This is a genomic window from Hyalangium versicolor (genome assembly GCF_020103695.1).
GTDB lineage: Bacteria > Myxococcota > Myxococcia > Myxococcales > Myxococcaceae > Hyalangium > Hyalangium versicolor.
Map to the genome: position 1 here is coordinate 50,037 of NZ_JAHXBF010000029.1, position 22,866 is coordinate 72,902.

General features: G+C 66.9%; 22 protein-coding genes. 9 read left to right on the forward strand and 13 right to left on the reverse strand.

The window, feature by feature from the left end:
* Positions 1 to 23: 23 nt before the first annotated feature.
* Positions 24 to 2,273: a PrkA family serine protein kinase gene (locus KY501_RS42825; RefSeq protein ID WP_224370000.1), complete on the reverse strand. Its 2,250-nt coding sequence runs from the start codon at positions 2,271 to 2,273 to the stop codon at positions 24 to 26.
* A 231-nt stretch (positions 2,274 to 2,504) separates the two neighbouring features.
* Here KY501_RS42825 and KY501_RS42830 point away from each other — a divergent pair, with 231 nt between their 5' ends.
* The 4 genes from KY501_RS42830 (at position 2,505) to KY501_RS42845 (ending at position 8,650) form a co-directional block, all read left to right on the forward strand.
* Positions 2,505 to 5,108 carry an Ig-like domain-containing protein gene (locus KY501_RS42830; protein WP_224370002.1) on the forward strand — a complete coding sequence of 868 codons (2,604 nt, stop codon included), beginning with the start codon at positions 2,505 to 2,507 and terminating at the stop codon, positions 5,106 to 5,108.
* A 48-nt stretch (positions 5,109 to 5,156) separates the two neighbouring features.
* Positions 5,157 to 6,680, forward strand: coding sequence for an Hsp70 family protein (locus tag KY501_RS42835; RefSeq protein ID WP_224370004.1), 1,524 nt, complete (start codon positions 5,157 to 5,159; stop codon positions 6,678 to 6,680).
* Between the two features lie 111 nt (positions 6,681 to 6,791).
* On the forward strand, positions 6,792 to 8,192 hold the full coding sequence (locus tag KY501_RS42840) for a clostripain-related cysteine peptidase (RefSeq protein WP_224370006.1): 1,401 nt from the start codon (positions 6,792 to 6,794) through the stop codon (positions 8,190 to 8,192).
* A 98-nt stretch (positions 8,193 to 8,290) separates the two neighbouring features.
* The gene (locus KY501_RS42845; protein WP_224370008.1) at positions 8,291 to 8,650 is read left to right on the forward strand and encodes an MGMT family protein; all 360 of its coding nucleotides are present in this window, start codon (positions 8,291 to 8,293) and stop codon (positions 8,648 to 8,650) included.
* Positions 8,651 to 8,729: 79 nt separating this feature from the next.
* Here KY501_RS42845 and clpX read toward each other — a convergent pair whose 3' ends face one another.
* The 3 genes from clpX to KY501_RS42860 form a co-directional block, all read right to left on the reverse strand.
* Positions 8,730 to 10,010 (reverse strand): ATP-dependent Clp protease ATP-binding subunit ClpX, encoded by a 1,281-nt coding sequence (gene clpX / locus KY501_RS42850; RefSeq protein ID WP_224370010.1) that lies wholly within the window; start codon positions 10,008 to 10,010, stop codon positions 8,730 to 8,732.
* Between the two features lie 198 nt (positions 10,011 to 10,208).
* A complete protein-coding gene (locus KY501_RS42855) occupies positions 10,209 to 10,841 on the reverse strand; it encodes a hypothetical protein (RefSeq protein WP_224370012.1) in 633 nt (210 codons plus the stop codon).
* Positions 10,842 to 10,882: 41 nt separating this feature from the next.
* Complete coding sequence (locus KY501_RS42860) at positions 10,883 to 11,800, reverse strand: AgmX/PglI C-terminal domain-containing protein (RefSeq protein WP_224370013.1); 918 nt, start codon at positions 11,798 to 11,800, stop codon at positions 10,883 to 10,885.
* Positions 11,801 to 11,867: 67 nt separating this feature from the next.
* Here KY501_RS42860 and KY501_RS42865 point away from each other — a divergent pair, with 67 nt between their 5' ends.
* On the forward strand, positions 11,868 to 12,710 hold the full coding sequence (locus KY501_RS42865) for a tRNA pseudouridine synthase A (protein ID WP_224370015.1): 843 nt from the start codon (positions 11,868 to 11,870) through the stop codon (positions 12,708 to 12,710).
* Positions 12,711 to 12,720: 10 nt separating this feature from the next.
* On the opposite strand, the gene KY501_RS42870 is transcribed toward KY501_RS42865, so the two are convergent.
* From KY501_RS42870 to KY501_RS42910, 9 genes are all read right to left on the reverse strand, one after another.
* Positions 12,721 to 12,885: a ribbon-helix-helix domain-containing protein gene (locus KY501_RS42870; RefSeq protein WP_224370017.1), complete on the reverse strand. Its 165-nt coding sequence runs from the start codon at positions 12,883 to 12,885 to the stop codon at positions 12,721 to 12,723.
* Positions 12,886 to 12,945: 60 nt separating this feature from the next.
* On the reverse strand, positions 12,946 to 13,452 hold the full coding sequence (locus KY501_RS42875) for a hypothetical protein (RefSeq protein ID WP_224370019.1): 507 nt from the start codon (positions 13,450 to 13,452) through the stop codon (positions 12,946 to 12,948).
* A 14-nt stretch (positions 13,453 to 13,466) separates the two neighbouring features.
* Positions 13,467 to 14,354, reverse strand: a complete 888-nt coding sequence (larE, locus tag KY501_RS42880; RefSeq protein ID WP_224370021.1) for an ATP-dependent sacrificial sulfur transferase LarE — start codon at positions 14,352 to 14,354, stop codon at positions 13,467 to 13,469.
* Between the two features lie 74 nt (positions 14,355 to 14,428).
* Complete coding sequence (cysC, locus tag KY501_RS42885; RefSeq protein WP_224370024.1) at positions 14,429 to 15,145, reverse strand: adenylyl-sulfate kinase; 717 nt, start codon at positions 15,143 to 15,145, stop codon at positions 14,429 to 14,431.
* A 176-nt stretch (positions 15,146 to 15,321) separates the two neighbouring features.
* On the reverse strand, positions 15,322 to 15,759 hold the full coding sequence (locus tag KY501_RS42890; protein WP_224370025.1) for a M67 family metallopeptidase: 438 nt from the start codon (positions 15,757 to 15,759) through the stop codon (positions 15,322 to 15,324).
* 61 nt (positions 15,760 to 15,820) lie between these two features.
* Complete coding sequence (locus KY501_RS42895) at positions 15,821 to 16,441, reverse strand: HesA/MoeB/ThiF family protein (protein ID WP_224370027.1); 621 nt, start codon at positions 16,439 to 16,441, stop codon at positions 15,821 to 15,823.
* A 4-nt stretch (positions 16,442 to 16,445) separates the two neighbouring features.
* Positions 16,446 to 16,718 (reverse strand): MoaD/ThiS family protein, encoded by a 273-nt coding sequence (locus KY501_RS42900; protein ID WP_224370029.1) that lies wholly within the window; start codon positions 16,716 to 16,718, stop codon positions 16,446 to 16,448.
* Positions 16,719 to 16,720: 2 nt separating this feature from the next.
* The gene (locus KY501_RS42905) at positions 16,721 to 16,960 is read right to left on the reverse strand and encodes a sulfurtransferase TusA family protein (protein WP_224370030.1); all 240 of its coding nucleotides are present in this window, start codon (positions 16,958 to 16,960) and stop codon (positions 16,721 to 16,723) included.
* The gene (locus tag KY501_RS42910; protein WP_224370032.1) at positions 16,948 to 17,679 is read right to left on the reverse strand and encodes a HesA/MoeB/ThiF family protein; all 732 of its coding nucleotides are present in this window, start codon (positions 17,677 to 17,679) and stop codon (positions 16,948 to 16,950) included. The genes KY501_RS42905 and KY501_RS42910 overlap by 13 nt, the downstream gene beginning before the upstream one ends.
* 131 nt (positions 17,680 to 17,810) lie before the next feature.
* Between KY501_RS42910 and KY501_RS42915 the strand changes: the two genes are divergently transcribed.
* The 4 genes from KY501_RS42915 (at position 17,811) to KY501_RS42930 (ending at position 22,576) form a co-directional block, all read left to right on the forward strand.
* Positions 17,811 to 18,416, forward strand: a complete 606-nt coding sequence (locus KY501_RS42915) for a hypothetical protein (RefSeq protein ID WP_224370034.1) — start codon at positions 17,811 to 17,813, stop codon at positions 18,414 to 18,416.
* Positions 18,417 to 18,506: 90 nt separating this feature from the next.
* A complete protein-coding gene (locus KY501_RS42920) occupies positions 18,507 to 19,793 on the forward strand; it encodes a sensor histidine kinase (protein ID WP_224370036.1) in 1,287 nt (428 codons plus the stop codon).
* Positions 19,793 to 20,593 carry a response regulator transcription factor gene (locus tag KY501_RS42925; protein ID WP_224370130.1) on the forward strand — a complete coding sequence of 267 codons (801 nt, stop codon included), beginning with the start codon at positions 19,793 to 19,795 and terminating at the stop codon, positions 20,591 to 20,593. The genes KY501_RS42920 and KY501_RS42925 overlap by 1 nt, the downstream gene beginning before the upstream one ends.
* Before the next feature lie 36 nt (positions 20,594 to 20,629).
* Complete coding sequence (locus KY501_RS42930) at positions 20,630 to 22,576, forward strand: SIR2 family protein (protein WP_224370038.1); 1,947 nt, start codon at positions 20,630 to 20,632, stop codon at positions 22,574 to 22,576.
* Positions 22,577 to 22,866 lie beyond the last annotated feature (290 nt).

Genomic DNA, 22,866 nt, shown 5'->3' on the forward strand with positions numbered 1-22,866 from the left:
GGCCCTCCCCTGCCCGGCTGCTCTCAGCCGTAGCGCTTCCTCATCAGGAACAGGATCGCGTCCTTCGCGCAGTGCTCGCAGTACCCGTACTTCTCCGCCATCGTCTTGAGCGTGCTCTCCACCTGCGACTGCTCCTTCGTCGAGAGCGTGCCGCGCTCCTCCGAGAGGTACTTGAGGACGTTCTCCTTGTTCTTGCGCAGCACCCGCTTGCGCTCCTCGAAGTAGTGGTCGCGCAGGCGCTTGAACATGTCCGGGAAGATGACCGAGTAGTCCATCCCCGCATCCGGGTTATCCAATCGGTGCGCGCCGATCGTCGAGATCAACCCGCGGCGGTACTCCCCCGCGTCCTCGCCCTTCGGCATCACGATGGCCTCCAGCTCCGCCATGCGCTGCTCGTCCGGACGCTCCATGTCCCCGGTGACGCGGTTGCGCATCTTCTCGCCGCGCACCCAGTGGCTCACGTTCTGGATGTAGCGCTCCACCAGCTCGCGGTACTGGCCCTCGGACACCAGCCCCATCGAGTCGCGCACCTCCGAGTCCACCAGATCCAGGTACTGGCCCTCCACCGCGCGCACGAACGCCTCGTGATCGTGGTAGCCGTCCACCACCTCCTGCTGCAGGAACTCGAAGACGCTCTTGTCCTGGCAGATGGCCTGGAGCTCCTCGAACACCGCCAGCGCGTGCAGGCACTTGAAGTCCGGGTTCTGCGCGGCGTTGAAGAGCGCCATCTTGATCTCTCGCGCGCTGGCGCCCGAACGCCCCTCGTAGTTCGGGTAGGCGTCCGACTCCTCGTAGAGATCCGTGCGCAGCTTCTTGAGCTCCTTGGTGTTCGCCAGGCTCAGCCGCGCCGGGGCCCGACCCTCCTCGTAGAGGTGCATCTTCTCCACCGGAGAGACGTGGTCGACCAGCTCCTTCACTTCTTGCGCGTAGCGCTCAGGGATGGGCTTCTTCAGGCGCGTGAGTACCGCCCACATGGCGGCCACCTCGGTGGCGTGCGGCGCCACGTGCTTGCCCACCGACGTGGAGGTGATCTCCGCGTCGTACACCTGCTGCTCCAGCTTGTAGCGGCGCAGGTACGGCACGCGCACCAGCTCGATGCGGCCCTTGAACGAGGCGAAGTCCGGCAGCTCCTTGAAGGCCCCCAGGTGCTTCTCGTTCGCCGAGGCGAGCAGCACCTCGTCCAATTGCAGCACGAAAGGCTCGAGCGGCACCTGCGCCGTCTCGCTGAAGCCCAGCAGGTACTTGAAGGCCTCCAGCGGACGTTTGAGCAGATCCGCGTACTCGATCATCCCGCGGTTGGCGTGCACCAGCGGGCCGTGCTGCTCGTAGAGCACCACGCCGTGCAGCGCGGCCGGCAGGTTGAGCTGCGTACGGTCCGCGGTGATCTGCTGGGCGATGGCGTCCACGCTCATCTGCGGCTCCACCGTCACCGTGCCCACCTGGTAGCGCCGGGAGATATAGAAGCGCTCGATCTGCACGTGGCGCAGCACCTTCAGGTAGTCGCCCCCGTACGAGGCGAGCAGCGCCGTGTAGATGCGCCGGCACTTGTGGCACATCTCCCCGTCCCGGATGTAGTCCGAGAGGATGAAGTCCCCGCTCTCCCCGTCCCCGCTGCCCAGGCCCTTCTTCTTCAGGGCCGACTCCAACATCTTCCGGCGCTCGGGCGGCGGGACGACGAAGAGCGGGTGATCGTTCAGCTCGCACGGCATGCGGACATCAATGGCCTCCGCATCCAGGTGCGCGAACGAGGACACGTCCCCCGTGCTCGCTGGCACGCGCTCGCCGAAGCCAATCGAGCCCTTGATGAGCTTCTCCGAAGGGAACACCCAGCCCAGCCGGTACAGCGCGCCCTGCGGCTGGTGCGAGTAGTCCTCCATGCCCGCCTTGAGCGCGTTGACGAGCGTGGACTTCGCGCTGCCGTTGGGCCCGTGCAGGAGGATGAGCTTGTTGATCCGGCCGGCGCGCACGTAGTTACCCAGCAGCCGGTAGATGGAGTTCTGGATCTCCTCCTGGCCGGCCACCCGCCCGTCGCGATCGCTCGACGGCACATCGAAGACCTTGAAGCGCCGGATGGTGCCCGTGGGGTGCGGCACCTGCTCGGTGCCGTAGTGGTCCATCACGTCGTGCACGTACTGCGCCGCGTTGCGTGACTGGCCCCTCGGATCGTTGAAGAAGAGGGTGACGTACTCCTCGAAGGACAGGATGGACCTGTTCTTGACGAAGTCCGCGGACACCTGAGACCCGATGTCCTGCAGGTAGCGCTTGGCTTCCACGTCGTCTCTCCTGTGTGCTTGAGTCGTGGCCCTATCTATCCATGCCACCGAGCCACCGCCATTGCTCAGTGGAACACAGGAACTTTCCCCCCGGTACGACAGATGTCCAGGGCCCTGCTTGCACTTCTGTTGATGGCCGCGCTCTCCGGGTGCCCGCCCGCCTCCTCGGCCCCCTGCGTCACGGACTCCGAGTGCCCGGACGGCCGCTGCCGCTTTGGTGGGTGTGGGCCGATGTGTCTGGATGACCCCGATTGTCCCGCAGGCCAGGCCTGCTTCGGAGGGACATGTGCCGCCCGCCCCGAGTGCGCCTCCTCCGAGGACTGTGCGCAGGGCTTCAGTTGCTCAGAGGGCCAGTGCCTGTGCGGCTCGGATGCGGCGTGTGCCTCCAACCAGGTCTGCCGCCAGGGCCGGTGTGAGGATCGCGCCCGGTGCACGGATGATGCCGCCTGCCCGACCGGTGAGCACTGCGAGGTGACACAAGGGGCCTGTCTGCCCGCCTGTGACAGTGCCGCGAGCTGCGCCCCGAATGTGGATCCCACGGTGGCCAACCTGCTCTTCGTGTGCCAGGGCGGCACCTGTGTGCGTCGGTGCATCAATGATGTCTCGTGTGGGGGCCAGGGTCTTATCTGCGAGGCGAACCTGTGCGAACGAGCGGACTGCGCCACGCTCTCGGACTGTCCGGAGGGCCAGTACTGCACCAGCGCCACTGCGGGCCGCTGCCAGGAGTACCGCACGTGCCAGTCCCGCGCCGAGTGCCCCGAGAACACGGACTGCCAGGCCTTCGGTTCGGGCAGTTGTCCTCCGGGCTTCGACTGCGCGCTGAAGATCTGCCAGGAACTGCCTCGCTGCCTGATCGATGCGAACTGCACGGCTCCGGCCTTCTGTCAGCAGGGGTACTGCCAACCCTCCACTGCATGTCCCTCTGGAGGTCCATGTCCAACGGGTCAACTCTGCGTGGCCGAGCGGTGCGTGCCGGGCGGATGCCGGGGCCACGCCGATTGTCCCGCGGGCCAGGCGTGCACGGATGGCGCCTGCCGCTCCGCTCCCGCAGCGCTGGAGATCTCCAGCATTGCCCTCAGCCCTCGGGCGGCGGTGCTCGTCGTAGGAGGGAAGCTGAAGCTCTCGCTCGTCGCCTTCACCTTCACGGGGGACAGCTTCCCGTTCATTGCTGGCAACTACTCGGTCGTGGACGCCAACGGGGCGTCGAGCGACGCGGCCACGGTGACGCCCTCCGGCGAGCTGACGGCGGTGAAGCCCGGCACGGTGCGCATCCGGGCAAGCGTGGCCAACTCGGGAGTGACTCCCGTGGAGGCATCCCTGACGGTACTGCCTGCCCTGACCGAGGGCCGCCGGGTCACCGTGGTCGAAGCGGCCACGGGCCTGCCGCTGAGTGGAGTCTCAGTGCTCGGGTGTGACTCGCCGCCCACCACAGCGCCCTGCCCCGCTCCCTTCACGGTAACGACCGATGCCAGCGGCACCGCGCTCTTCCCCACCTTCACGAGCGCCACCGCCAGCTTCTCCGTCGCCTCGCCCGAACTCCGCTCGGATGGCTACCCCCGCTACGACCGTGTCTCGGTGGCGGCGACGAGCGCTCGCGATGTGCTCCTGCCCCTCAGCGAGAACCCGGTACACGGCGCCGCTGGCTTCAACGCCGGCATCCAGTTCGCCGAGGTCCACTCGACAGGCTCGGCCTGGCTCGGCTTCTCGCTGCTCTCCGCGGGAGACGTGCCGGACCTGGACCTCTCCACGCTGCTGGGAGAGACGTTCTTCAGCACGGTGCCCGGCCTGCCCCAGCCTGTGCCCCTTCCGGGCAGCACCGTGGCCTATGCCTCCTCGGGCCTCGGCTCGCCCGTGGAGCTCAAGGGACGCTCGTTTGGGCTCGGGCAGCCGGGACGCCGCGCCGCCGTGGCCTTCGCCGGAAGGACCGACCTCGCCACGGCCGCCAACCTCGGCTCGACGGAGCTGCTGGCGTACACCGGGGCGATGGACTACGCGCTCCAGGCATTCGCTCCCGTCCCGCTGAAACCGCGCATCCCCGACACCACCGACCTGGACGGAGACGGACGCTGCTCGGACTCCGCCCGCTGTTCCCTGGGCTCCGAGGATGTACCGGACTACTTCGCCCTGCCCGGCTTCTCCCACCGCCCACGCCGCGAGCAGCTCCGTCGAACGGAGGTGGTGTTTCCGCGCCTGCCAGCCGGACTCGACACGGCGATAGCCAGCGCGGTGGAGCTCTCCGCCGAAGCCGGGCTCGTGCCGCTCGGGTTCTCCTCGCGCACGGGGGGCGCGCCCGCTCCGGATGGAACCCGGCCCCTCGATCCCGTCATCCTCCGCAGCGGTGCTCCCTATGGAGGTGTCGAGTCAGCCACTCCCGGGATCTGGGTGTTCGCCACCCGCATCGCCGAGTCGCGCGGCGACACCACCGCACGGCTCGTCCGCGCCTCCTCGCTCCCCACCCGAGTGGTGCTCCCTGCCTTCCTGCCCCTGCCCGCCGCGACCTACAGCGCGGCCCAGCGGCTCCTCACGCCCTCCGCCGAGTCCTGGACCGCGCTCTCCCGAGCTGGAGCCGAGCTGGCTCGCATCACCGTTACGGGAGCTCGGAGCCGGCACGTGATCCTGCTCTCGATCCCCGAGGGCTACCTGCCGCGCCGCCTCCCGGACTCACCCCTGCCTTCCATGGAAGACCCGTTCAATCAGGAATCTGCGACAGGCGAGATAGTAGCCATGGATCTTTCGGTCCCTACTGCCCAAGAGGACATCCTGGACCTGCCGGGTGCGAACCTGCTGGGCCTGACGATCTACCTGGATGCTTACTCGCGGGCGCGTTCCTGGTGAAATAGCGTCTGTCAGACCTCTCGCGGCCCACCCTGGAGTCCCCGCCCGATGCAAAAGAAGGAGCCCATCATCGGCATCGACCTCGGCACGACGAACTCGTGCGCGGCGTATGTCGAGGACAGTGGGAACGTGAAGCTCATCCCGTACAAGGGCGGTGACTACACGATCCCCTCCATCTTCGCGATTGACGACAAGGGCAACGAGCTCATCGGCTACGAGGCCAAGCGCCAGTGGCAGCTCAACCCTCGCAACACCATCTACGGCGCCAAGCGTTTGGTGGGCCGCGGATTCAAGAGCGACATCGTCGACTCGATGAAGAAGGTCGTGGCGTACCAGATGCGCCCCGGCAAGAAGAACGAAGTCGTCCTGGACGTGGGCAAGAAGGAGTTCTCGCTCCAGGAGATCAGCGCCAAGCTGCTGAACAAGATCCGGGACGTCGCCTCGAACTACCTGAAGACGCCCATCAAGCGCGCGGTGGTGACGGTGCCGGCGTACTTCAACGATCGGCAGCGCCAGTCGGTGAAGGACGCGGGCAAGCTGATCGATCTCGAGGTGGTGCGCATCATCAACGAGCCCACCGCTGCGGCACTGGCCTACGGCGTGGGCAAGGGGCTCAACGAGAAGGTGGTCATCTACGATCTGGGCGGTGGCACGTTCGACGTGTCCATCATCGAGATCCGTGACCGCGTCTTCGAGGTGAAGGCCACCGGCGGCGACATCTTCCTGGGCGGCATCGACTTCGACAACGCGATCATCCACCACGTGCTGAAGGACTTCGCGTCGAAGACGGGCATCGACCTGGCCACGGATCCGGTGGCCATGCAGCGCATCAAGGATCTGGCCGAGCGCACGAAGATCGATCTCTCCGCGCGCGAGGAGGTGCCCTTCAACATCCCGTTCATCACGATGACGGCGCAGGGACAGCCGCTGAACATCGAGATGAAGTTCACGCGGAAGATCCTGGAGATGCTGACCAGCCACCTGATCGACAAGTCGCTGCAGATCGTGGCGCGGGTGCTGGTGGACGCGGGGCTGTCCACGAAGGAAGTGGACGAGGTGATGCTGGTGGGTGGGCAGACGCGCATGCCCATCGTCCAGGATCGGCTCACGAAGTTCTTTGGCAAGCCCCCGAGCAAGGGCGTGCACCCGGACGAGGCGGTGGCCATCGGCGCCGCGCTCTACGCGCACTCGCTGCAGGACGACACGAACCTGCGCATCCAACTGTTGGACGTGATCCCCATGGCGATCGGCCTGGAGAAGGCCGGGGGCATGTTCCACACGGTGTTCCCGCGCAACGCGCCCATCCCGAACGCCAAGCAGCTCCTGGCCACCACGAGCATGGACAACCAGACCGAGCTGGCCATGCGCATCTACCAGGGCGACCACGAGATGGTGGCGCAGAACGATCTGCTGGGTGAGTTCACCTTCTCGGGGATCCGCGCGGACAAGCGGGGCATGGTCCAGGTGGAGATCACCTTCGACGTGAGCGTGGAAGGCATCCTCACCATGCGCGCCCGCGATCCGGCCACGGGCCGCGAGATGCGGACCACCGTCCGCGTCACCCAGAGCTGAGGCCTGTGTAACCTCCTGGAATCAGGCCAGCCTTCTTTTCACCACTCTGTGGTGGAGAGTAGAAAATAGACCTACACGCAACTCCATGTGCTCACCCTCGACAATGAGTACATGAAAGTTCAGAACCCTTCGACCACTTCTCTTCGTTCCACCTCTTCCAGCCCGAGCACGAAGGCGCTCCCGCCCAGCCGGGGCAATCAGGTGGCCTCGCAGCGCCCCGCGGATGGGTTCGAGTCCAAGAATCGCTTCGCCCAGCCGACGCTGCTGACCGGTGAGCAGACCTCGCGGGCCCGGCCGACGACGACGCCCTCTCCTGCCCCGACGACTCCGGCGAGCACCGACAAGCTCAGCCCCAAGGACATCCCGGCGGCGGACTGGACGATGTTCGTCCACCTCAACGCGGACAACAACCTCGAGAGCTACGGCAAGGACGACATGAACGAGATGGAGGCCGGTGGCGGCTCCATCCCCGGCAAGCTGAACCTGATCGCCCTCGTGGATGGCGGCACCAGCAAGGACTCCGCCAACAACTGGAGCACCGGCGCCCGGCTGATGTACCTGACCCAGGATCCCAGCAACTCCAAGAAGGTCGTCTCGCGCGAGATCGACGTGGATCCGAGCTCGGACCTCGGCAAGCTGCTGGCCGCCGGCAAGGGCGAGCTCGACACGGGCAGCCCCGAGGTGCTCCGCGCCGCCGTCGACTACGTGCAGCGCAATGTCGAGTCCAACCACTTCATGGTGGACCTGTGGGATCACGGCAACGGCTGGCGCGGCGTCTCCTATGACGACCACCCGGCCAGCGACATGAACATGGTCGAACTGCAGAAGGCGCTCTCCGACCTGCCCAAGAAGGTGGACATCCTCTCCGCGGACGCGTGCCTGATGGCCACCGTCGAGGTCGCCGACACCGCCAAGGCCATGGGCGCGGACTACCTGGTGGGCAGCGAGGAAGTCGAGCCCGGCACCGGCTGGGACTACAAGGATCTGCTCGGCCGCATGGGCAAGCTGTTCTCCAGCAACGAGAGCGTCAGCCCCGAGCAGATGGCCAAGGCCATCCAGGAGTCCTACGCCGCTGGCCCCCGCGACAACGTCACCATGTCCGTGACGGACCTGTCCAAGCTGGACGGCCTCAACAGCAAGCTCAACGACTTCAGCGACGCGCTCGTGAAGGCGGGCGGCCTCCAGGACAAGGCGCTCCGCAGCGCGTACGACAAGACGCTGCGCTTCGATGACGCGGACCAGATGGACCTCGGCGACTTCGCCAAGCGCATCTCCCAGGCCACCACCAACGACAGCCTGAAACAGGCGGCGGAAGCGCTCCTGACCGAGCTCGCCAAGACGACCGTCGAGAAGGGCGCCAAGGGCGACGCGAAGTTCTCCGCCGCCACCGGCCTCACCATCTACGGACCCCGAGGCACCGTGGACAGCGCCTACAAGAAGGAAGGCTCGGCCTGGCTGGACAGCCACTGGAACAACGTCATCAAGACCTACAGCGCCACCTCGCGCGCGTAGCCGAGAGGTCCCCTCCGGCCGGACCAGGAGCCAACTGGCATGCTGGCCATACCAGTTGGCTCGGACCGCGCCCGACAGTGGTCTAGAGTGCCCGCCCCGTGGCCCTCCGAAAGAAGAAGCCGAGCCCCCGTCTCGCCTCGAAAGCCGCTGCTCCCGCGAAAGCTGCCGCTCCCTCCTTCCGCGAGGCGGTGATGCAGGCCGTGCGCGCCATCCCCCGGGGAGAGGTGCGCTCGTACGCCCAGGTCGCGATGTACGCGGGGCGCCCGGGCGCGGCGCGCGGAGTGGGCCACGAGTTGAGGGATCTGCCTCAGACTCGCCCGGTGCCGTGGTGGCGCGTCATCCGTTCGGACAAGACCCTGGCTCCGTTCGTCGCCCATGAGCAGGCCCGCCGCCTTCGTGCGGAGGGAGTCGAAGTGACCGAGAGCGGCAAGCTGTTCCGCGTCAAAGTCCAGCGCTGAGCCAGCCCCCTCAACGCGAAACGCCGCCCGATCCCAGAGGACCGAGCGGCGCTTGATGTCGCAAGAGAAGGACAGCGAGCTACGCCGTCTTCTTCTCCATCTTCTCCAGCGTGATCTGCGGAGGCTCGTGCTTGGTGATCACCTGCTCGGTGATCTTGCACTCCTTCACACCCTCGCGGAACGGGACGTCGTACATGATGTCCAGCATCGCGTCCTCGATGATGGCCCGCAGACCGCGAGCCCCCGAGTTGCGGCGCATGGCCTCGCGCGCGATCGCCCGCAGCGACTCCTTCGTGAAGGTCAGCTTCACCTTCTCGATCTCGAAGAGCTTCTGGTACTGCTTCACCAGCGCGTTCTTCGGCTGCGTGAGGATCGTGACGAGATCGTCCTCCTTCAGATCGTTGAGCGTGGCCACCATGGGCAGACGGCCGATGAACTCGGGGATCATCCCGAACTTCATCAGATCCTCGGGCTCCACCATGGCCAGCAGCTCACCCACGCTGCGCTCCTCGCGGTGGGTGATCCGCGCGCCGAAGCCCAGGCCCTTCTCGCCCACGCGGCGCTTGATGATGCCGTCGATGCCGTGGAACGCCCCGCCGCAGATGAACAGGATGTTCGTCGTGTCGACCTGGACGTACTCCTGCTGGTTGTACTTCTTCCCACCGCGCGGAGTGACGTTGGCCCGGGTGCCCTCGATGATCTTGAGGAGCGCCTGTTGAACGCCCTCGCCGCCCACGTCGCGGGTGGCGCTCGGCGTGTCGCCCTTGCGCGCGATCTTGTCGATCTCGTCGATATAGACGATGCCGCGCGAGGCCTTCTCCACGTCGTAGTCGGCGTTGTGGAGCAGGTTCTGGATGATGTTCTCCACGTCCTCACCCACGTAGCCGGCCTCGGTGAGGCTGGTGGCATCCGCGATGGTGAACGGGACGTTGAGGAAGCGCGCCAGGGACTGCGCCAGCAGCGTCTTGCCGCTGCCCGTGGGGCCAATGAGCAGGATGTTGCTCTTGCTCAGCTCCACATCCTCGTTGCCCTGGGCCTTCACCCCGGGACGAGGCCGCGCCGCCGACTTCTTCTGGTAGATGCGCTTGTAGTGGTTGTACACCGCCACCGCGAGGACCTTCTTCGCCAGGTCCTGGCCGATCACGTAGTCGTCGAGGAACGCCTTGATCTCCGTCGGCGTCGGCAAGCTGACCTGCGGCTTGCCCTCCTCGCGCTCGTTCTCGTCCGCGATGATGTCGTTACACAGCTTGATGCATTCGTCGCAAATGTAGACCGTGGGGCCCGCGATGAGCTTGCGGACCTCGCGCTGCGACTTGCCGCAGAACGAACAGGACAGGTTGACGTGGTGCTCCTTCTTCACTGCTAGCCTCCGAGTTCGCCGGACCCCGGTCACCCGGAGCCTACATCACCGCCACACACCCGCTCGACAGGCTGCCCACGTCTCGAACAGCCGTCCCAACAAAATATAGGCCCCCGCCCGACCTACAGGAAGCCCAACAACGACATCCTGGTGTCGGACCCACATCCCTGGGGTCGGTCAGCGTTCGATAACAGTCGCTCAGGCGTTCGTCACGCTCGCAGCGAGCTCCTCCATGTCCTCGGCCAGGGCCGAGGCCCGCTCGGCGATGGCGGAAGGCACCTTCCGGCAGCCCGAGAGCTCGCTGGCGAGCTTCCGAGCGGCCTGAGCCAGCCTCCGCACCTGTAGGTTCTCCGGGGGCGCCTCCGGGGCTGGTTTGGGGAAGCGCTCGGCGAACTCCTTCTTCAGTTCGGTGGTCGGCTTCTCCGGGTTCCAGATGCTGTCTCGCAGTGAACGGTACTCGGACGGGGAGAGTTGTCCACGATCGGCCGCGTCCGCCAGGACTTCCACCACCTCGAAGGCGGGGGCCCGCTGGGGAAACTCCTCGTCCTTGAGGACCTCGGGCTCCTCGTGCTTGGCCAGGAAGCTGAACGAGCGCGTCAGCTTGAGGGCCGTCTGCTTGCGGATGTGGAGCTCCTTCAGGCAGTAGGCCTCGAAGGACTCGTACCCCCACTCCTCGTACTTGGCTTCGTCTCGGACCTGGACGAGCAACTTGCCCAGCTCGGCCCAGGTGGACTTGAAGCGCTTGGCCGCCACGAGGATGGTGTGGCGGAAGGTACCTGCGGGGACGGATTTGACCTTGTTCTGGAGGTCGGCTTCGACTGCGGTGGCCATGGCGGCGGTGTATCGCTCAGCCGCCCGGCCTGGGCAACAACCTAACTCTTCTTACCCACAGTGAAGGCCAGGCCCACCGACGCCCGCTCGCCGTTGTAGGGCCTGAAGGGCCACTTCTGCAGCTCCGTCAGCAGGCATTCGTAGAGCGGGCCCTTCTTGAACTGCGGGTTGTCCACGTAGAGCTTGGCCACCTTCCCATCGTTGCCGATGACGAACTCGATGGGGACCTTGGCGAACAGGCCCGGCTGGCGCTCCGCCTCCTCCTTGAGGCAGCGGAAGAGCGTCTTCTGGTTGTTCTTCACCACCTTGTTGATGGCGCCCTGATCGAACTCGGTGGCCATCTGCAGGCCGTCCGGATCCGTGGAGACGCTGCCCGCGGGCTTCTTCGCCGAAGCCACCGCCGAGGCCGGCGTGGTGGGCGTCGTCGTGCTCGGGGGCTTCGGCTTCACCGGCTCCGTGCCCTTGTCCGGCGTGGGCCGCGACGTGCTGGTCGGGTAGGCGATGAGATCCTCATCGTCCTTGCGAGCCTGGGCCAGGGTGATGGTGGGCAGCTCCACGGAGATGCCGGCGTACTCATCCTCCTCGCCGCCGGGGCCGTGCACCGCCGCCCAGCGCGCCACCTGCCACGCGGCGATCCCCAGGACCACCGTCACCGTCACGCCGATGCCCGCGAAGATCATCCGCTTGCGCTGGGTGCGTTGGCGCTCGGCGCGAACCTCCGCGTCCACGCGGGCCTTCGTCTGCGCGCGGGCCACATGGACCTTGAAGGCCCTCACGTCGCCAATGCGTACGAAGTCCCTCTCTCCGGGAGGAGCAATGAGGGTGTCCGCGGTCATCTCGCCCGTGTAGAGCTTCTCCACGAGTTCATGACCGCTCAAAGGTCCGAGGACGAGATCGCCCTGACGGAACAACCACTGCTGCGCGCCCTGCTCCGAATCGAGCTCTTGTCCGGCCACCATGCAGGGCGAAGTATCCTTGTCCCCATTCCCCGCCGCAACGCCCTCCCTCACCCGAGCCCCCTCCTTGATGCGAATTCCCGTCGCCCTGTGGGTCTGGTACCACGGTGGAACCTTCCGAGGGTTCCAGCGCCAGGCCCAAGGCCCCACCGTTCAGGAGACCCTGGAGCAGGCGCTTCGCGAGGCAGGCGTGCCCTCGACGGGGGTGATGCCCGCCGGGCGCACGGACCGGGGCGTCCATGCTCGGATGCAGGTGGTGAGCCTGCGGATCGATCCTGAGGATTCCCCCCAGGCGCTCGCCCAGCGCTTGCCTGTCCTGCTCCCCCCGAGCCTCGGCATGTGTGTGGCGCGCAGACCTCACCCTTCCTTCCATGCGCAGTGGAGCGCCGTGGGGAAGACGTACCGGTACCGGGTGCAGTTGGGCGGGTCGGTGGCGCCGGAGTGGCGCCCCTATGTGATGGATGTGCGTGAGGAGCCCCGGCTCGCGCCGCATGACATCTCCCCCGGGCGGCTCGAGGAGCTGTTGCGCATGGCCGTGGGCCGACGGGACTTCGTGGCGTTCCACGAGAACTCCAGCCCGCGCAAGGAGCGCACGCTGGAGTCCGTTGCTCTAAAGGATCAGGGAGGCGGCCTGTTCGAGGTCATCCTCCGAGGAGACGCCTTCGCGCGCTACCAGGTGCGCTACCTCGTGGGCTCCGCGCTGCTCACCGCCGCGGGAGGACTTCCCGAGGAGCAGTGGCGTGCGGCGCTGGAGACCGGCGAGCGGATCGTCGGGCTCAAGGCCGCGGCGCAGGGATTGGTGCTTTGGGAGGTGCGTTACCCGGCGGAGCTGGATCCGTTCACCCCCGCCGAGCGGGCCGCTCCCCCCGGTCTCCCGGAGGGGCCACCCTTCCTCGGCGCGCCGGAGGGGTGAAGCGCGTCGATCAATCGACGAGCCGATCCTCGTACTTCACCAGCAGATCCGAGATCGCCTCACGGAGGTACTCGCTCTGGCGGATGCGCGTGCTGCGCGACAGCTCCTTGAGCGCGTCCAGCTTCTCGCGGGAGAGACGGAAGACCACTGAGGTGAGGCGGGGATGAGTGTCCAAGTGCGAAACCTCCTACAGTTGCGCACAAAATCTCACAGCGCCTCGTGATCGCAAGAAAAGTCACCGTGATCCGATCGGGAAGCTCCACTGCAGGCCGAAGGATGCCTCGGTGTCCACGCGCATTCCTGATCCGAACCCGAGCGACAGTCCGAGCCCTCCATATAAGGAGAGGCGATCCGAGAGCGTGCGGCGCAGGCCGAACCCTATGCGAGGCCCTACCCACGTCCCAGAAAACAGCCGGACGGCGGCGCTGAGATCAAAGAAGGACTGCCACTCGTCGTGGCCGAAGAAGCTGCGGAAGCCGCTGATCAGCACCGCTCCCCTCCCCGCCTCGCCAAGTCCGCCGCGGATCAGGAGGAAGAGTTCGTCCCGATCATCGCCCACCGTGAGGCTGCCGCCGAGATCGAGGAACACGCCCGGCCCCGTCTTCGCCCGGTCGCCCTGGATGGCGTTGGTGTAGCCGGCTCCGGGGCCGGCCAGCAGGCTCAGTGCACGGTGCTGCTCGTAATACTGGGCCCGCGCGAGCGTGGGCACGGTGAGCAGCACGATCAGCAGCAACGTCCGCACAGTGAGCGCGATCCTCAGCTCACCACGGGCAGCGCGAAGCCCTGGCCCTGCGCCTGCGGCTTCACTCCCGCGGCCTCGTTCATCCGGCCCGAGCGGAACGGCTCGAGATCCAGCGCCACGAACTTGAAGCCCAGCGCCTTGAGCGCGGTGTTGATGCGCTCGCGCACGCCCGGGGCGAAGAAGCGCTCGTACTCCTCCGCCGCCAGCTCGATTCGTGCCACCTCCTGGTGGTAGCGCACCCGGAACTGCCGGAAGCCCAGCCGCCGCAATTCCGACTCCGCGCTGGCGATCTGGAACAGGCGCTCCCGCGTCACCGACGTCCCATACGGAATCCGCGAGGCCAGGCACGCCATCTGCGGCTTGTCCCACGTGGGCAGGCCCAGATGGTGGCTCCAGGCGCGGATCTCGTCCTTGGTCAGCCCCACCTGCGCCAGCGGGGACTGCACCTGATGCTCCTTGGCCGCCTTGTGCCCCGGGCGATGATCCTTGAAGTCATCCGCGTTGAAGCCGTCCAGCACCACCGCGTAGCCCAGCTCCCGGCGGCGGACCTCGCACAAGTCGTACAGCTCCGTCTTGCAGAAGTAGCACCGGTTGGTGGGGTTGGCGGCGTACTGGGGGTTGGCCAGCTCGTTGCTCGACACCACCTCGTGCCGAGCCCCCAGGCGGGCGGCCAGCTCGCGCGCCTCCTGCTCTTCCTCGGGCGCCACCGAGGCCGACAGGGCCGTGATGGCCAACGCTCGCTCGCCCAGCTCCTCGACGGCGATCTTCAACACGAAGGTGGAGTCCACCCCACCGGAGAACGCCACCAGGGCGGTGCCATGAGTACGGAGGGCGGCGCGCATCGCCTCCAGCTTGGGGCGAGAGGCCTCACACAGGGCCTGGATCTGCTCGGGGCTCAACATGGCCCTCTCCTAAAAGAAAGGGCCCCCGATTGCACGCGCAACCCAGGGGCCCTGAATCCTGTTGGACGCCAGCTCTACTTGCTGCGCTTGGCGCCCTTCTTCGGAGCCGGCGCCGGCTTGGCCACGCGGGCCGCGCGGGTGGCGGGACGGGCCTTGGCGCCCTTGCCCGGCTTCTCCGCCTTGGGCTCGGGCGCCCGCGCCTTCTTCGGCAGCGGGTTGGCCTTCATCTTCTTGCCGGTGATGACCTTCAGGTCCTCCGGCGTCACCAGGCTCAGGTCCAGCAGCGACTGGAAGATCTTCATCGCGCCGTCCTCCACGCTCTCGGTGTCCGAGTGGATCGTCACCTCGGGCGAGGTCGGCGGCTCATACGGCTCGGTGATGCCGATGAAGTTGGGGATCTCTCCGCTCAGCGCCTTCTTGTACTTGCCCGTGGAGTCCCGCTCGATCAGCTTCTCGGTGGGGCAGTCGACATACACCTCCACGTACTTGCCGATCACCCGCCGGTTCTCCTCGCGCACCGTCTTGTACGGGCTCACGCTGGCGACGATCACCGCCACGTTGTTGCGCGTCAGCAGTTGGGCCACGTAGCCGATGCGCCGGATGGTGGTGGACCGCTCCTCCTTGGTGTCACCCACCCCCTGCCAGAGGTCCTCGGCAATCTCACCTTCGTCGAGGATCTCCACATTGCGCCCCACCTGGCGGAGCCGTGCGGCGATGTAGGCGGCATACGTGCTCTTACCGGTACCGTGCATGCCGGTCAGCCAGAGCGTGAATCCAGTCGTGCTGGGCATAAGGATGCTAGCTCCCTGCGCTCGAAGCGGTTGTAGACGCTCCGTGTGTGCGCGGCAGTTCAGAAGACGCGCGCGTTATAGACGAAAACGCACGCGCTTGACAATTGACACACACCTTTCCGCAGGTAGGGGAGCCAACCAGCCAAGTGCCTGCTCTGACTGGGTTTTTCCCCGGGTTACGTCTGGAGTGGAACCAGACGGTCGAGAAATTCTCTCTGCTCCCATCGGAAAAGCCTCGCCTCGGTGGCTCGACCAGCGACTACAGCAACCACAAGGTAGGATATGCCCGGGAGGACAAGCTGACCGTCCGGCGCGGCCTGAGCCCGGTCCTCGGCCGAGAAGTCCGCGATTCCATTCACGTGAGAGTGGAACACACACGCGATGTGCTCCCCCCGCGCATCCGCCTCCATCGAGAGGGCCAGCCATTCGCGAGGCTCGAAGAGGTAGGCAGTGCGTGAGGTGCGAGGAAAACGCACCGGATCGGCCGCGTGGTATCGATCATAGGCGTTGAGCAGAAACCGCACGCGCCAGGCACCTTGGGGGCCCTCCCGGAGGATCACGCCGCAGCCTTCCTGGGGGTAGGTTGCCTCCAGGTGTCGGATGATCTCCGACAAGTCGGAGGGGAGCTCCCAGGCTGCTTCAGGAAGCGGCCGGGCCAGGGGGGCGTGCATTTCCCTACTTCGCCTCACGGCACTTCGCGCACCGGTGGAGCTCCATCTCGAGCACCCGTCCGGGCCCGGCCAGCCATCGGCCTCCGAGCTCCGGCCCCATGCCGAGCTGAAGCCGCTGGAACACGAGTGCGCCCAGAGCGCCCAGCGCCACGCCGAGCACTCCCATGGGAGGCGTGCCCAGATTCCGAACGGTCTCCCCGAAGCACCACACGCAGCCCTGGGGGCCACGGAACACCACCGCGCCTCGCGTCCCATCGCCCCCGAGCGCGACCCACGGAGCCGCGCCGTTCCAGGCGGCAGGCAGCTCCGCGATCCGGCCTCCCTCTCGGGAGATTGCGGCGTCCGGATTCACGTCCGGGAGCACGCGAGCCAGGACCTCGGCGACAGGTCGGCCCACGTCCTCGGAGGCGATCAGGAAGCCCGCGGAGGCGGGACACAGCGGTTCCTCCGAACCCATCACGGAGGTGCCGCCCCCGGCGAGGTAGGCCGCGGCGGTGAGCACGGCAGGACCATCGCCTTCGAGCTTCGCCCCACCCTTCAGCAACGCCTCCTGCCCTCGCCCTCCGACGTCCTTCAGCAGGATCTGCCGGGAGTAGCGCTGGATCTGCGCTTCACTCAGGGCCATGTGGCTAGCCGCCCGCCATCGCGGGGATGAGGGTGACGCGATCCGACTCCTTCACCGGAGTGTCCAGCTCCTGGAGGAAGCGGATGTCCTCGTCGTTGAGGAACACGTTCACGTAGCGGCGCACGGCGCCCTTGTCATCGAGGAGCCGCGGGCCGATGCCCGGGCAGAGCCGCTCCAGTTCGCGGAGCACTTCGCCCACGGTGGCGCCGCCAGCGGTCACCTGGTCCTGATTGCGGGTGAAGCTCCGCAGGATCGTCGGGATACGCACCTTGGCCATGATCACCTTCCACACTTGCGGAGCAGCAACCGGTGGGAACCATCCGACCGGGCCTCCAGGGTCAACACCTCGTGCCCCTCCTCGCGAGCGCTGCGAGGCACGTTCTTGAGCGGCTCGTCGCCCTTGAGGAACACCTCCAGCACCGCACCCGCGCCCAGGGACTCCAGCTTGAGCTTGGTGCGCACATAGGTCATCGGGCAGACCTCGCGGGTGATGTCGAGGGTCGCGGTCACGTCGTGCATCGCGCGGCCTCCTCGGGAGCCACCAGGGACGGCACCCGTCCCGGAGCGCAGCTGGGACAGTCGGGCGCCCGCTCCACACGCACCGTCCGGCTCGAGAGCGTCGCGCCATCAATGACGTGCAGCACGGCTTCGCCGCGAGGCGGCCCGAGCAACCCCGACAGCCGCTCCAGTGCGAGCATGGCCTGGAGTGCACCCACGAGCCCCGCCATGGAGCCGAGCACTCCGGCCTGCGCGCAAGTGGGCACGGCATCCGGCGGTGGCGGCGCCTCGTAGAGACAGCGCAGGCACGGGCCCCCGGGATCGATCCGCAGGGCCTGCCCCTGCATGCGCAGCACGCCGCCGTAGATGAGGGGCACGCCGGTCACCACCGCCACATCGGACAGGAAGAACTTGGTGGCCGTGCCATCCGTGGCGTCGATGACGACATCGTGCGCGCGGAACAAGGCCTCGGCGTTGTCCGCGTCCACGCGCTCGGCGAGGGCCTCGGCGTTCAACTCCGGGAAGGCGCGCGACAGGCCCGCGGCGGCGGACTCGGCCTTGAGCCGGCCCACGTCCGAGGTGCGGTGCCACAACTGCCGGTGGAGGTTCGTCACGTCCACCCGATCCGGGTCCGCCACGGTGAGGTGACCGACCCCCGCATGAGCCAGGGCGAGAGAAGCCGGACAGCCGAGCCCTCCTGCCCCTACCACCAGCACTCGCGCCTCGGAAAGGCGGCTCACGTGACACTCCTCATCATCAAATCTTCCCCGGGAGGGCCGAACGAATATCCTCCGGCGACGCGACGTCCCACACTCGGTAACACACTTCACCGCCATCCCGTGCAGCCCTTGGGGCTGACCTGCCAGGACATATGAAAAAGCTGACCGGCGCGCTCGTCCTTTCGCTGTCCCTCCTCCTCCTCTCGGGCTGCCGCAGCGCGGGCGAGATGCGGGACGCGGAGGATGCCTCTACCCCCTCCAACGCGGAGGGTCACGCTCCCGCAACGGGAGCCACCGACGACGCCCGGAGGAAGCTCGAGGACGCCGGGCCCTCCCCCAGCGCCGGGCAGCCTCCCGCGGGAGTGGATCTCAGCGGAATGAAGCCGGACTCCGGCACGGGAACCGGAGCCGGGCTGGCAGCCGGCACGAGCGGAGGCACGAATTCCGGCACCGGCGCGGGGAAGACCTCGGCGGGCGCCACCACCGCACCCCTTTCCGACGCAGAGCGGCAAGCCCAGGAGACCTGCCTGGACAAGTGGCTGAAGAGCCAGAAGCTCGACCGCTACGGCAGCCCCGAGGGCACGATGTACGCAGGCGGCACTCCCCTCTTCGACGAGCGCACCGGCGAGTCCCGCGACCGCCTGGACTTCGTCTACGAGCGCCAGCCCGAGGCCAAGAAGGCCTGCGCCACCGGGGGCAAGACGCCTGGGACGGCTCCGGGGCCGGACACCACCCCGGCTCCCAAGAAGAAGAAGTAACGGGTCTTCGGAGTGCTCCCTCGGTCTACGAGGGGGCATACGACGACTCAGGATTCACGGAAACCCGGCTGCTCCCTTAAGCTGCCGACCGTGACCGAAACCGACCTCGCCCGAGACGGGGAGAAACCGGCCAACGACCTGCGCGCCAAGGTGCGTGCGGTGCTTCAACGGCGCAAGCTCACGGACACTGTCTCCGCGGAGCAGGCGGCAGCGTCCTGGGAACAGGATCGCTTCGTCGCCCGAGCGCGTGCGCTGTTCTACGCGCGCATGATGTTCCTGACGCTGGGCCTGCTCATCCTCGCGGTGCCGACCTGGTCGGGGTACTTCGGGGTCAACGGGCCGGTGGCCTTCGCCGGGTACTTCACGATGCTGCTCTACAGCGTCGCGAACTTCCTGGTCATCGATCACCCGAAGGCGGGGCGCTGGGTGACGTACCTGACGCTGTGCCTGGACCTGGTCACGGCGGTGGTGCTGATCGTCAAGCCGCAGGTGGGCGGAGGCCTCCAGAGCCCGCTGCTGGCCACGCAGCTGCTGTTCACCACGCTGTTCGCCATCCTCTACCCCAAGCCGTTGGCGATCCTGCCTCCGCTGCTGGCGCTGCCGGTGACGACGCGGTTGGATCTGTTGCTCAACCGATCGGTGACGGCGATCGAGCTGCTGACGCTGCTGTGGTACTCGGCGCTCAACTTCATCATCGTCTACGTGCTGGTGTACCTGAACGAGCGGGAGGCCGCCGCGCACCGCGAGGTGGTGGAGCTGCAGGGCGATCTGAAGGAGCTGGCCATCGTGGAGGAGCGCAACCGGATGGCCCGGGAGATCCACGACGGCCTGGGCGCGTCGCTCTCGTCGATGATCATCCAGGCGGAGTACATCCTCGGGCTGGCGAAGGACGGGGCGCTGCGGGACGAGATCGGCGAGCTGAAGGCGACGGCGGAAGAATCGATCGACGAGCTGCGGCGCAACCTGCGGATGATGCGCGAGGACTTCGAGCTGACGCAGGGCCTGGAGGACTACGTGAAGACGTTCCGGGACCGGACGCAGCTGGACATCCGCTTCGAGCGCTCCGGGATGCCGCGCAAGCTGTCTCCGGACGCGCAGCTGGCCCTCTTCCGGATCCTCCAGGAGGGCCTGTCCAACGCGGCGAAGCACGCACAGGCCCGGGTGGTGACCGTGAAGCTGGACTTCAGCGACAGCCGGGTGCACCTGATCGTGCGCGACGACGGCAAGGGCTTCGATCCCAGGAAGACGCCGCGCGGCCACTACGGACTGTTGAACATGCGCGAGCGAGCCTTGAAGCTGGGCGGCGAGATCATTGTCGACTCGACGCCTGGCGCGGGAGCGCTGGTGTCCTTCTCCCTTCCCTGCAACCCCTCGTGATGACCGGAGCCCCCGTGGAAGCCCAGCCGACGACGCCCAGCGCCCCCATTCGCGTCTTCGTGGTCGAGGACCAGACCAAGATCCTGAAGAACCAGCTGCGCCTGCTGGAGGGTCACCAGGACATCGAGATCATCGGCACCGCGCTGTCGGGCGAGGCCGCGCTCGAGGAGGTGCCCAAGACGATGCCGGACGTGCTCCTGCTGGACTTGGGGCTGCCGCGCATGAGCGGCATCGACGTGACGCGAGCGGTGAAGGCCAGCTACCCGAAGGTGGAGATCCTCATCTTCACCATCTTCGACGAGGAGGACAAAGTCCTCGAGGCGGTGAAGGCGGGAGCATCGGGCTACCTGCTCAAGGGCGCGCCGGTGGACAAGATCATCGAGGCCATCAAGGAGGTCCGCGCGGGAGGCACGGTGATCCAGCCGAACCTGGCGCGGCGGCTGCTGCGGCACTTCCGGGTGGATCCGGACAGCACGCCAGTGCCGACGCAGCCTCCTCCGCCCTCACCCGAGGCCGCGCCAGCTCCCGAGGTTGTGGCGGCGCCCGAGCCCGCACCGGAGGCCACCGCTGAAGTGCCCGCCTCCGCGGAGGAGGCACTGGTCAAGCCGCTGTCGGATCGAGAGAAGGAGATCCTTCAGCTCATCGCGAAGGGCGTGTCGAACAGCGAGGCGGCGAAGCTGCTGAACCTGAGCAAGGCGACCATCCGCACGCACCTGGAGCACATCTACCGCAAGCTCGAGGTGACCAACCGCGTGGAGGCCGTCACCGAGGGCATCCGCAAGGGCCTCATCTCCGTGTAGGAGCGAGCTCGCAACAAGCAGTCAGGAGAGGGCCTCATGAAGGAGCTGGGGTTCGACGACATCCTGCCGCACCTCGCCAGCGCGTACCGGCGGGGGATCCTGGTGCCATTCATCGGCTCGGGAATGAGCGTGCCCACGTGCACGGGGTGGCTGCGCTTCCTCTTGAACCTCTCCAAGGAAGCGGGAGTGAAGGTTCCCCAACGGGCGAAGGACGAAAAACCGAACCCTCCGCTGGAGTCCGCGGACTACTACCGGCTGGCGGACAAGGCGGTGGTCGGCCTGTCGTCATACGGTACGGAGAAGCGCATCCGGGCGTACCGCAAGGCGCTGAACAACGAGGGCAAGCACGAGGGGCACTGGATCATCCCGCATCAGACGGAGGCGCTAGCGCGGTGCTCCTGGCCGCTCGTGCTGACCACGAACTACGACGATCTCTTCATCGCCAGCCGCATGAAGCAGTCCAGCCCTGGCGAGATGGCGGGCAAGAGCCGGACGGGCTCGGCCGCCAGACTCCAGGAAGAGCAGCTCGACGAGACGGATATCCCCGAGGTGCTTGGGCGCAGTGTCGAGGATTGCCATCAGGTCGTCCGCTCGCTGGACTCGCCGACGCGGCCCATCCTCTGGGCGCTGCAGGGCTTCGTGGGAGGACAGGCGGCACCACTCTCCCAGTTGGAGGAGCATGGCGTCCTCGACAAACCCCGGCGGCTCGCACTCGCCAGCCAGATGGTGGTGGGCCACCAGCAGTACCAGCATGCCATCAACGCCCACGCCCACTTCCGGCGCGCCTTTGCCGAGGTCCTCTCTCGGCGCTCGTTGCTCTTTCTGGGCTCGGGGATCCTCGAGGACTACCTGGTCAACCTGTTCGGAGAGATCTCCCACCACTACGGGCCCGGCCCCCATCCTCACTTCGCGCTGTTCATCCGGTCGAAGGAGCAGACGCTCGATATCCAGTTCCTCCAGAAGCGGTTGGGCATCGTCCCCATCTTCTACGAGGACCACGGGGATTTGCCGCAGATGCTTGGCCGACTGACCGACGCGGTCTGGCATCCCAGGAGCCCTGCCCCTCCCAAAGCCTCCAGGCCCGTGGCATGGATGCCGGATGAGCTGGGTTTCAGCCTCTCAGATGGCCTGCAGCAACCGGAGGGATCCTCTCGGAGACTGCGGCTCCGGTACGCGCCGCTGAAGCCTCCCACTGCGGGCAACGGCGAGTGCGTCATCCTCAGCGTTGGCCGGAGGCCTGACAACGTCCCCATCCATGGCAGCCAGGCACGGGACTTCCTGGATTCGGCACACCGCCAGAGGCTCATCAGGGACACCGGGGCACACCGGTGGAAGGCGTTCGGCAAAGAGGAGCATTCGTACGCCTTCCGTTTCGCCAAGGCCCCCATTTTCGCCGTGGCCGCACGTATCCCCAGCAAGAGCAAGACGCTTCGCCGCCGGCGCAACGAGCCGGAAGATGAGCGGAGGCTCGACGTCATCGAGTCCGCCGTGGCCACGGCCCTGCGCGCGGCGGACCGAGCGGGGTTCCGTCACGTGTGCATCGGCCCGGTGGCCTCGGGCAAGTTCCGGCTGTGGGATCCCATCCACCCGTTCGTCCAGACGCTGGCGGGCATCCGCAGGTTCTTCGACGAGGATGAGGATCCGGGTATCCAGCTCATCGACCTCCACGTCTTCGCCCCATCGGTGTGGCTGGCCATCGTGGCGGGCAAGGTCCCCGTGATGGAGATCCTCTCGTCCAAGGTGATGAAGATCCGGGTCAACGTCCGGGATCCCAGTGGGGACTCAGAGACCTTCGCAGTCACGTCGTCCAGCCCGACTCACGTAGGGCAGCTCGAGGAACTCTGTGGGCTGGTGCCGGACCGCTGGAGCGCGGAAGTCCTCCCCCTGATGAGCCTGGAAGGCTCGTCAACGGAGGATGATCTGCTGATCACCCCCACCTCCCGTGTGGTGCTGACGCCTCGGAAGCGCGGTCGCACCTCCTGAGCCACGTCTCCCACCGAAAAGGCCCCCCTTCCGGGCGAGACCGGCCCCCTCCGGTCTGGCTGTCGTACCAGTTCGGAACAGCTTCGGCCGACAGGGGTAGTCCGAGGAGGAGCCCCCTTCCGGGCGAGACCAGTACCGACTGGTATGACAGGCATACCGGTTCGGAACAGGTCCGGCCGACAGGCACCTCCTGCCGACTGGAGCCGGCACCAGGTGGTGTGGCTGTCGTACCAGTTCGGACCAAGTTCGGCCGACAGGGGGCAAGGAGACGGCTACGAGCCTCTGTACCA

What these genes read in the sequence shown, in the direction of transcription:
- KY501_RS42860 (WP_224370013.1), bottom strand. Translation starts at nt 11,800, where the DNA reads ATGGTGGCCGGACAAGAGCTCGATTCGGAGCAGGGCGCGCAGCAGTGG.
- KY501_RS42895 (WP_224370027.1), bottom strand. Translation starts at nt 16,441, where the DNA reads ATGGCCCTGAGTGAAGCGCAGATCCAGCGCTACTCCCGGCAGATCCTG.
- larE (WP_224370021.1), bottom strand. Translation starts at nt 14,354, where the DNA reads ATGTTGAGCCCCGAGCAGATCCAGGCCCTGTGTGAGGCCTCTCGCCCC.
- cysC (WP_224370024.1), bottom strand. Translation starts at nt 15,145, where the DNA reads ATGCCCAGCACGACTGGATTCACGCTCTGGCTGACCGGCATGCACGGT.
- KY501_RS42905 (WP_224370030.1), bottom strand. Translation starts at nt 16,960, where the DNA reads ATGCACGACGTGACCGCGACCCTCGACATCACCCGCGAGGTCTGCCCG.
- KY501_RS42840 (WP_224370006.1), top strand. Translation starts at nt 6,792, where the DNA reads ATGAAAGTTCAGAACCCTTCGACCACTTCTCTTCGTTCCACCTCTTCC.
- KY501_RS42930 (WP_224370038.1), top strand. Translation starts at nt 20,630, where the DNA reads ATGAAGGAGCTGGGGTTCGACGACATCCTGCCGCACCTCGCCAGCGCG.
- KY501_RS42925 (WP_224370130.1), top strand. Translation starts at nt 19,793, where the DNA reads ATGACCGGAGCCCCCGTGGAAGCCCAGCCGACGACGCCCAGCGCCCCC.
- KY501_RS42865 (WP_224370015.1), top strand. Translation starts at nt 11,868, where the DNA reads ATGCGAATTCCCGTCGCCCTGTGGGTCTGGTACCACGGTGGAACCTTC.
- KY501_RS42830 (WP_224370002.1), top strand. Translation starts at nt 2,505, where the DNA reads ATGTGTCTGGATGACCCCGATTGTCCCGCAGGCCAGGCCTGCTTCGGA.
- KY501_RS42855 (WP_224370012.1), bottom strand. Translation starts at nt 10,841, where the DNA reads ATGGCCACCGCAGTCGAAGCCGACCTCCAGAACAAGGTCAAATCCGTC.
- KY501_RS42835 (WP_224370004.1), top strand. Translation starts at nt 5,157, where the DNA reads ATGCAAAAGAAGGAGCCCATCATCGGCATCGACCTCGGCACGACGAAC.
- KY501_RS42915 (WP_224370034.1), top strand. Translation starts at nt 17,811, where the DNA reads ATGAAAAAGCTGACCGGCGCGCTCGTCCTTTCGCTGTCCCTCCTCCTC.
- KY501_RS42900 (WP_224370029.1), bottom strand. Translation starts at nt 16,718, where the DNA reads ATGGCCAAGGTGCGTATCCCGACGATCCTGCGGAGCTTCACCCGCAAT.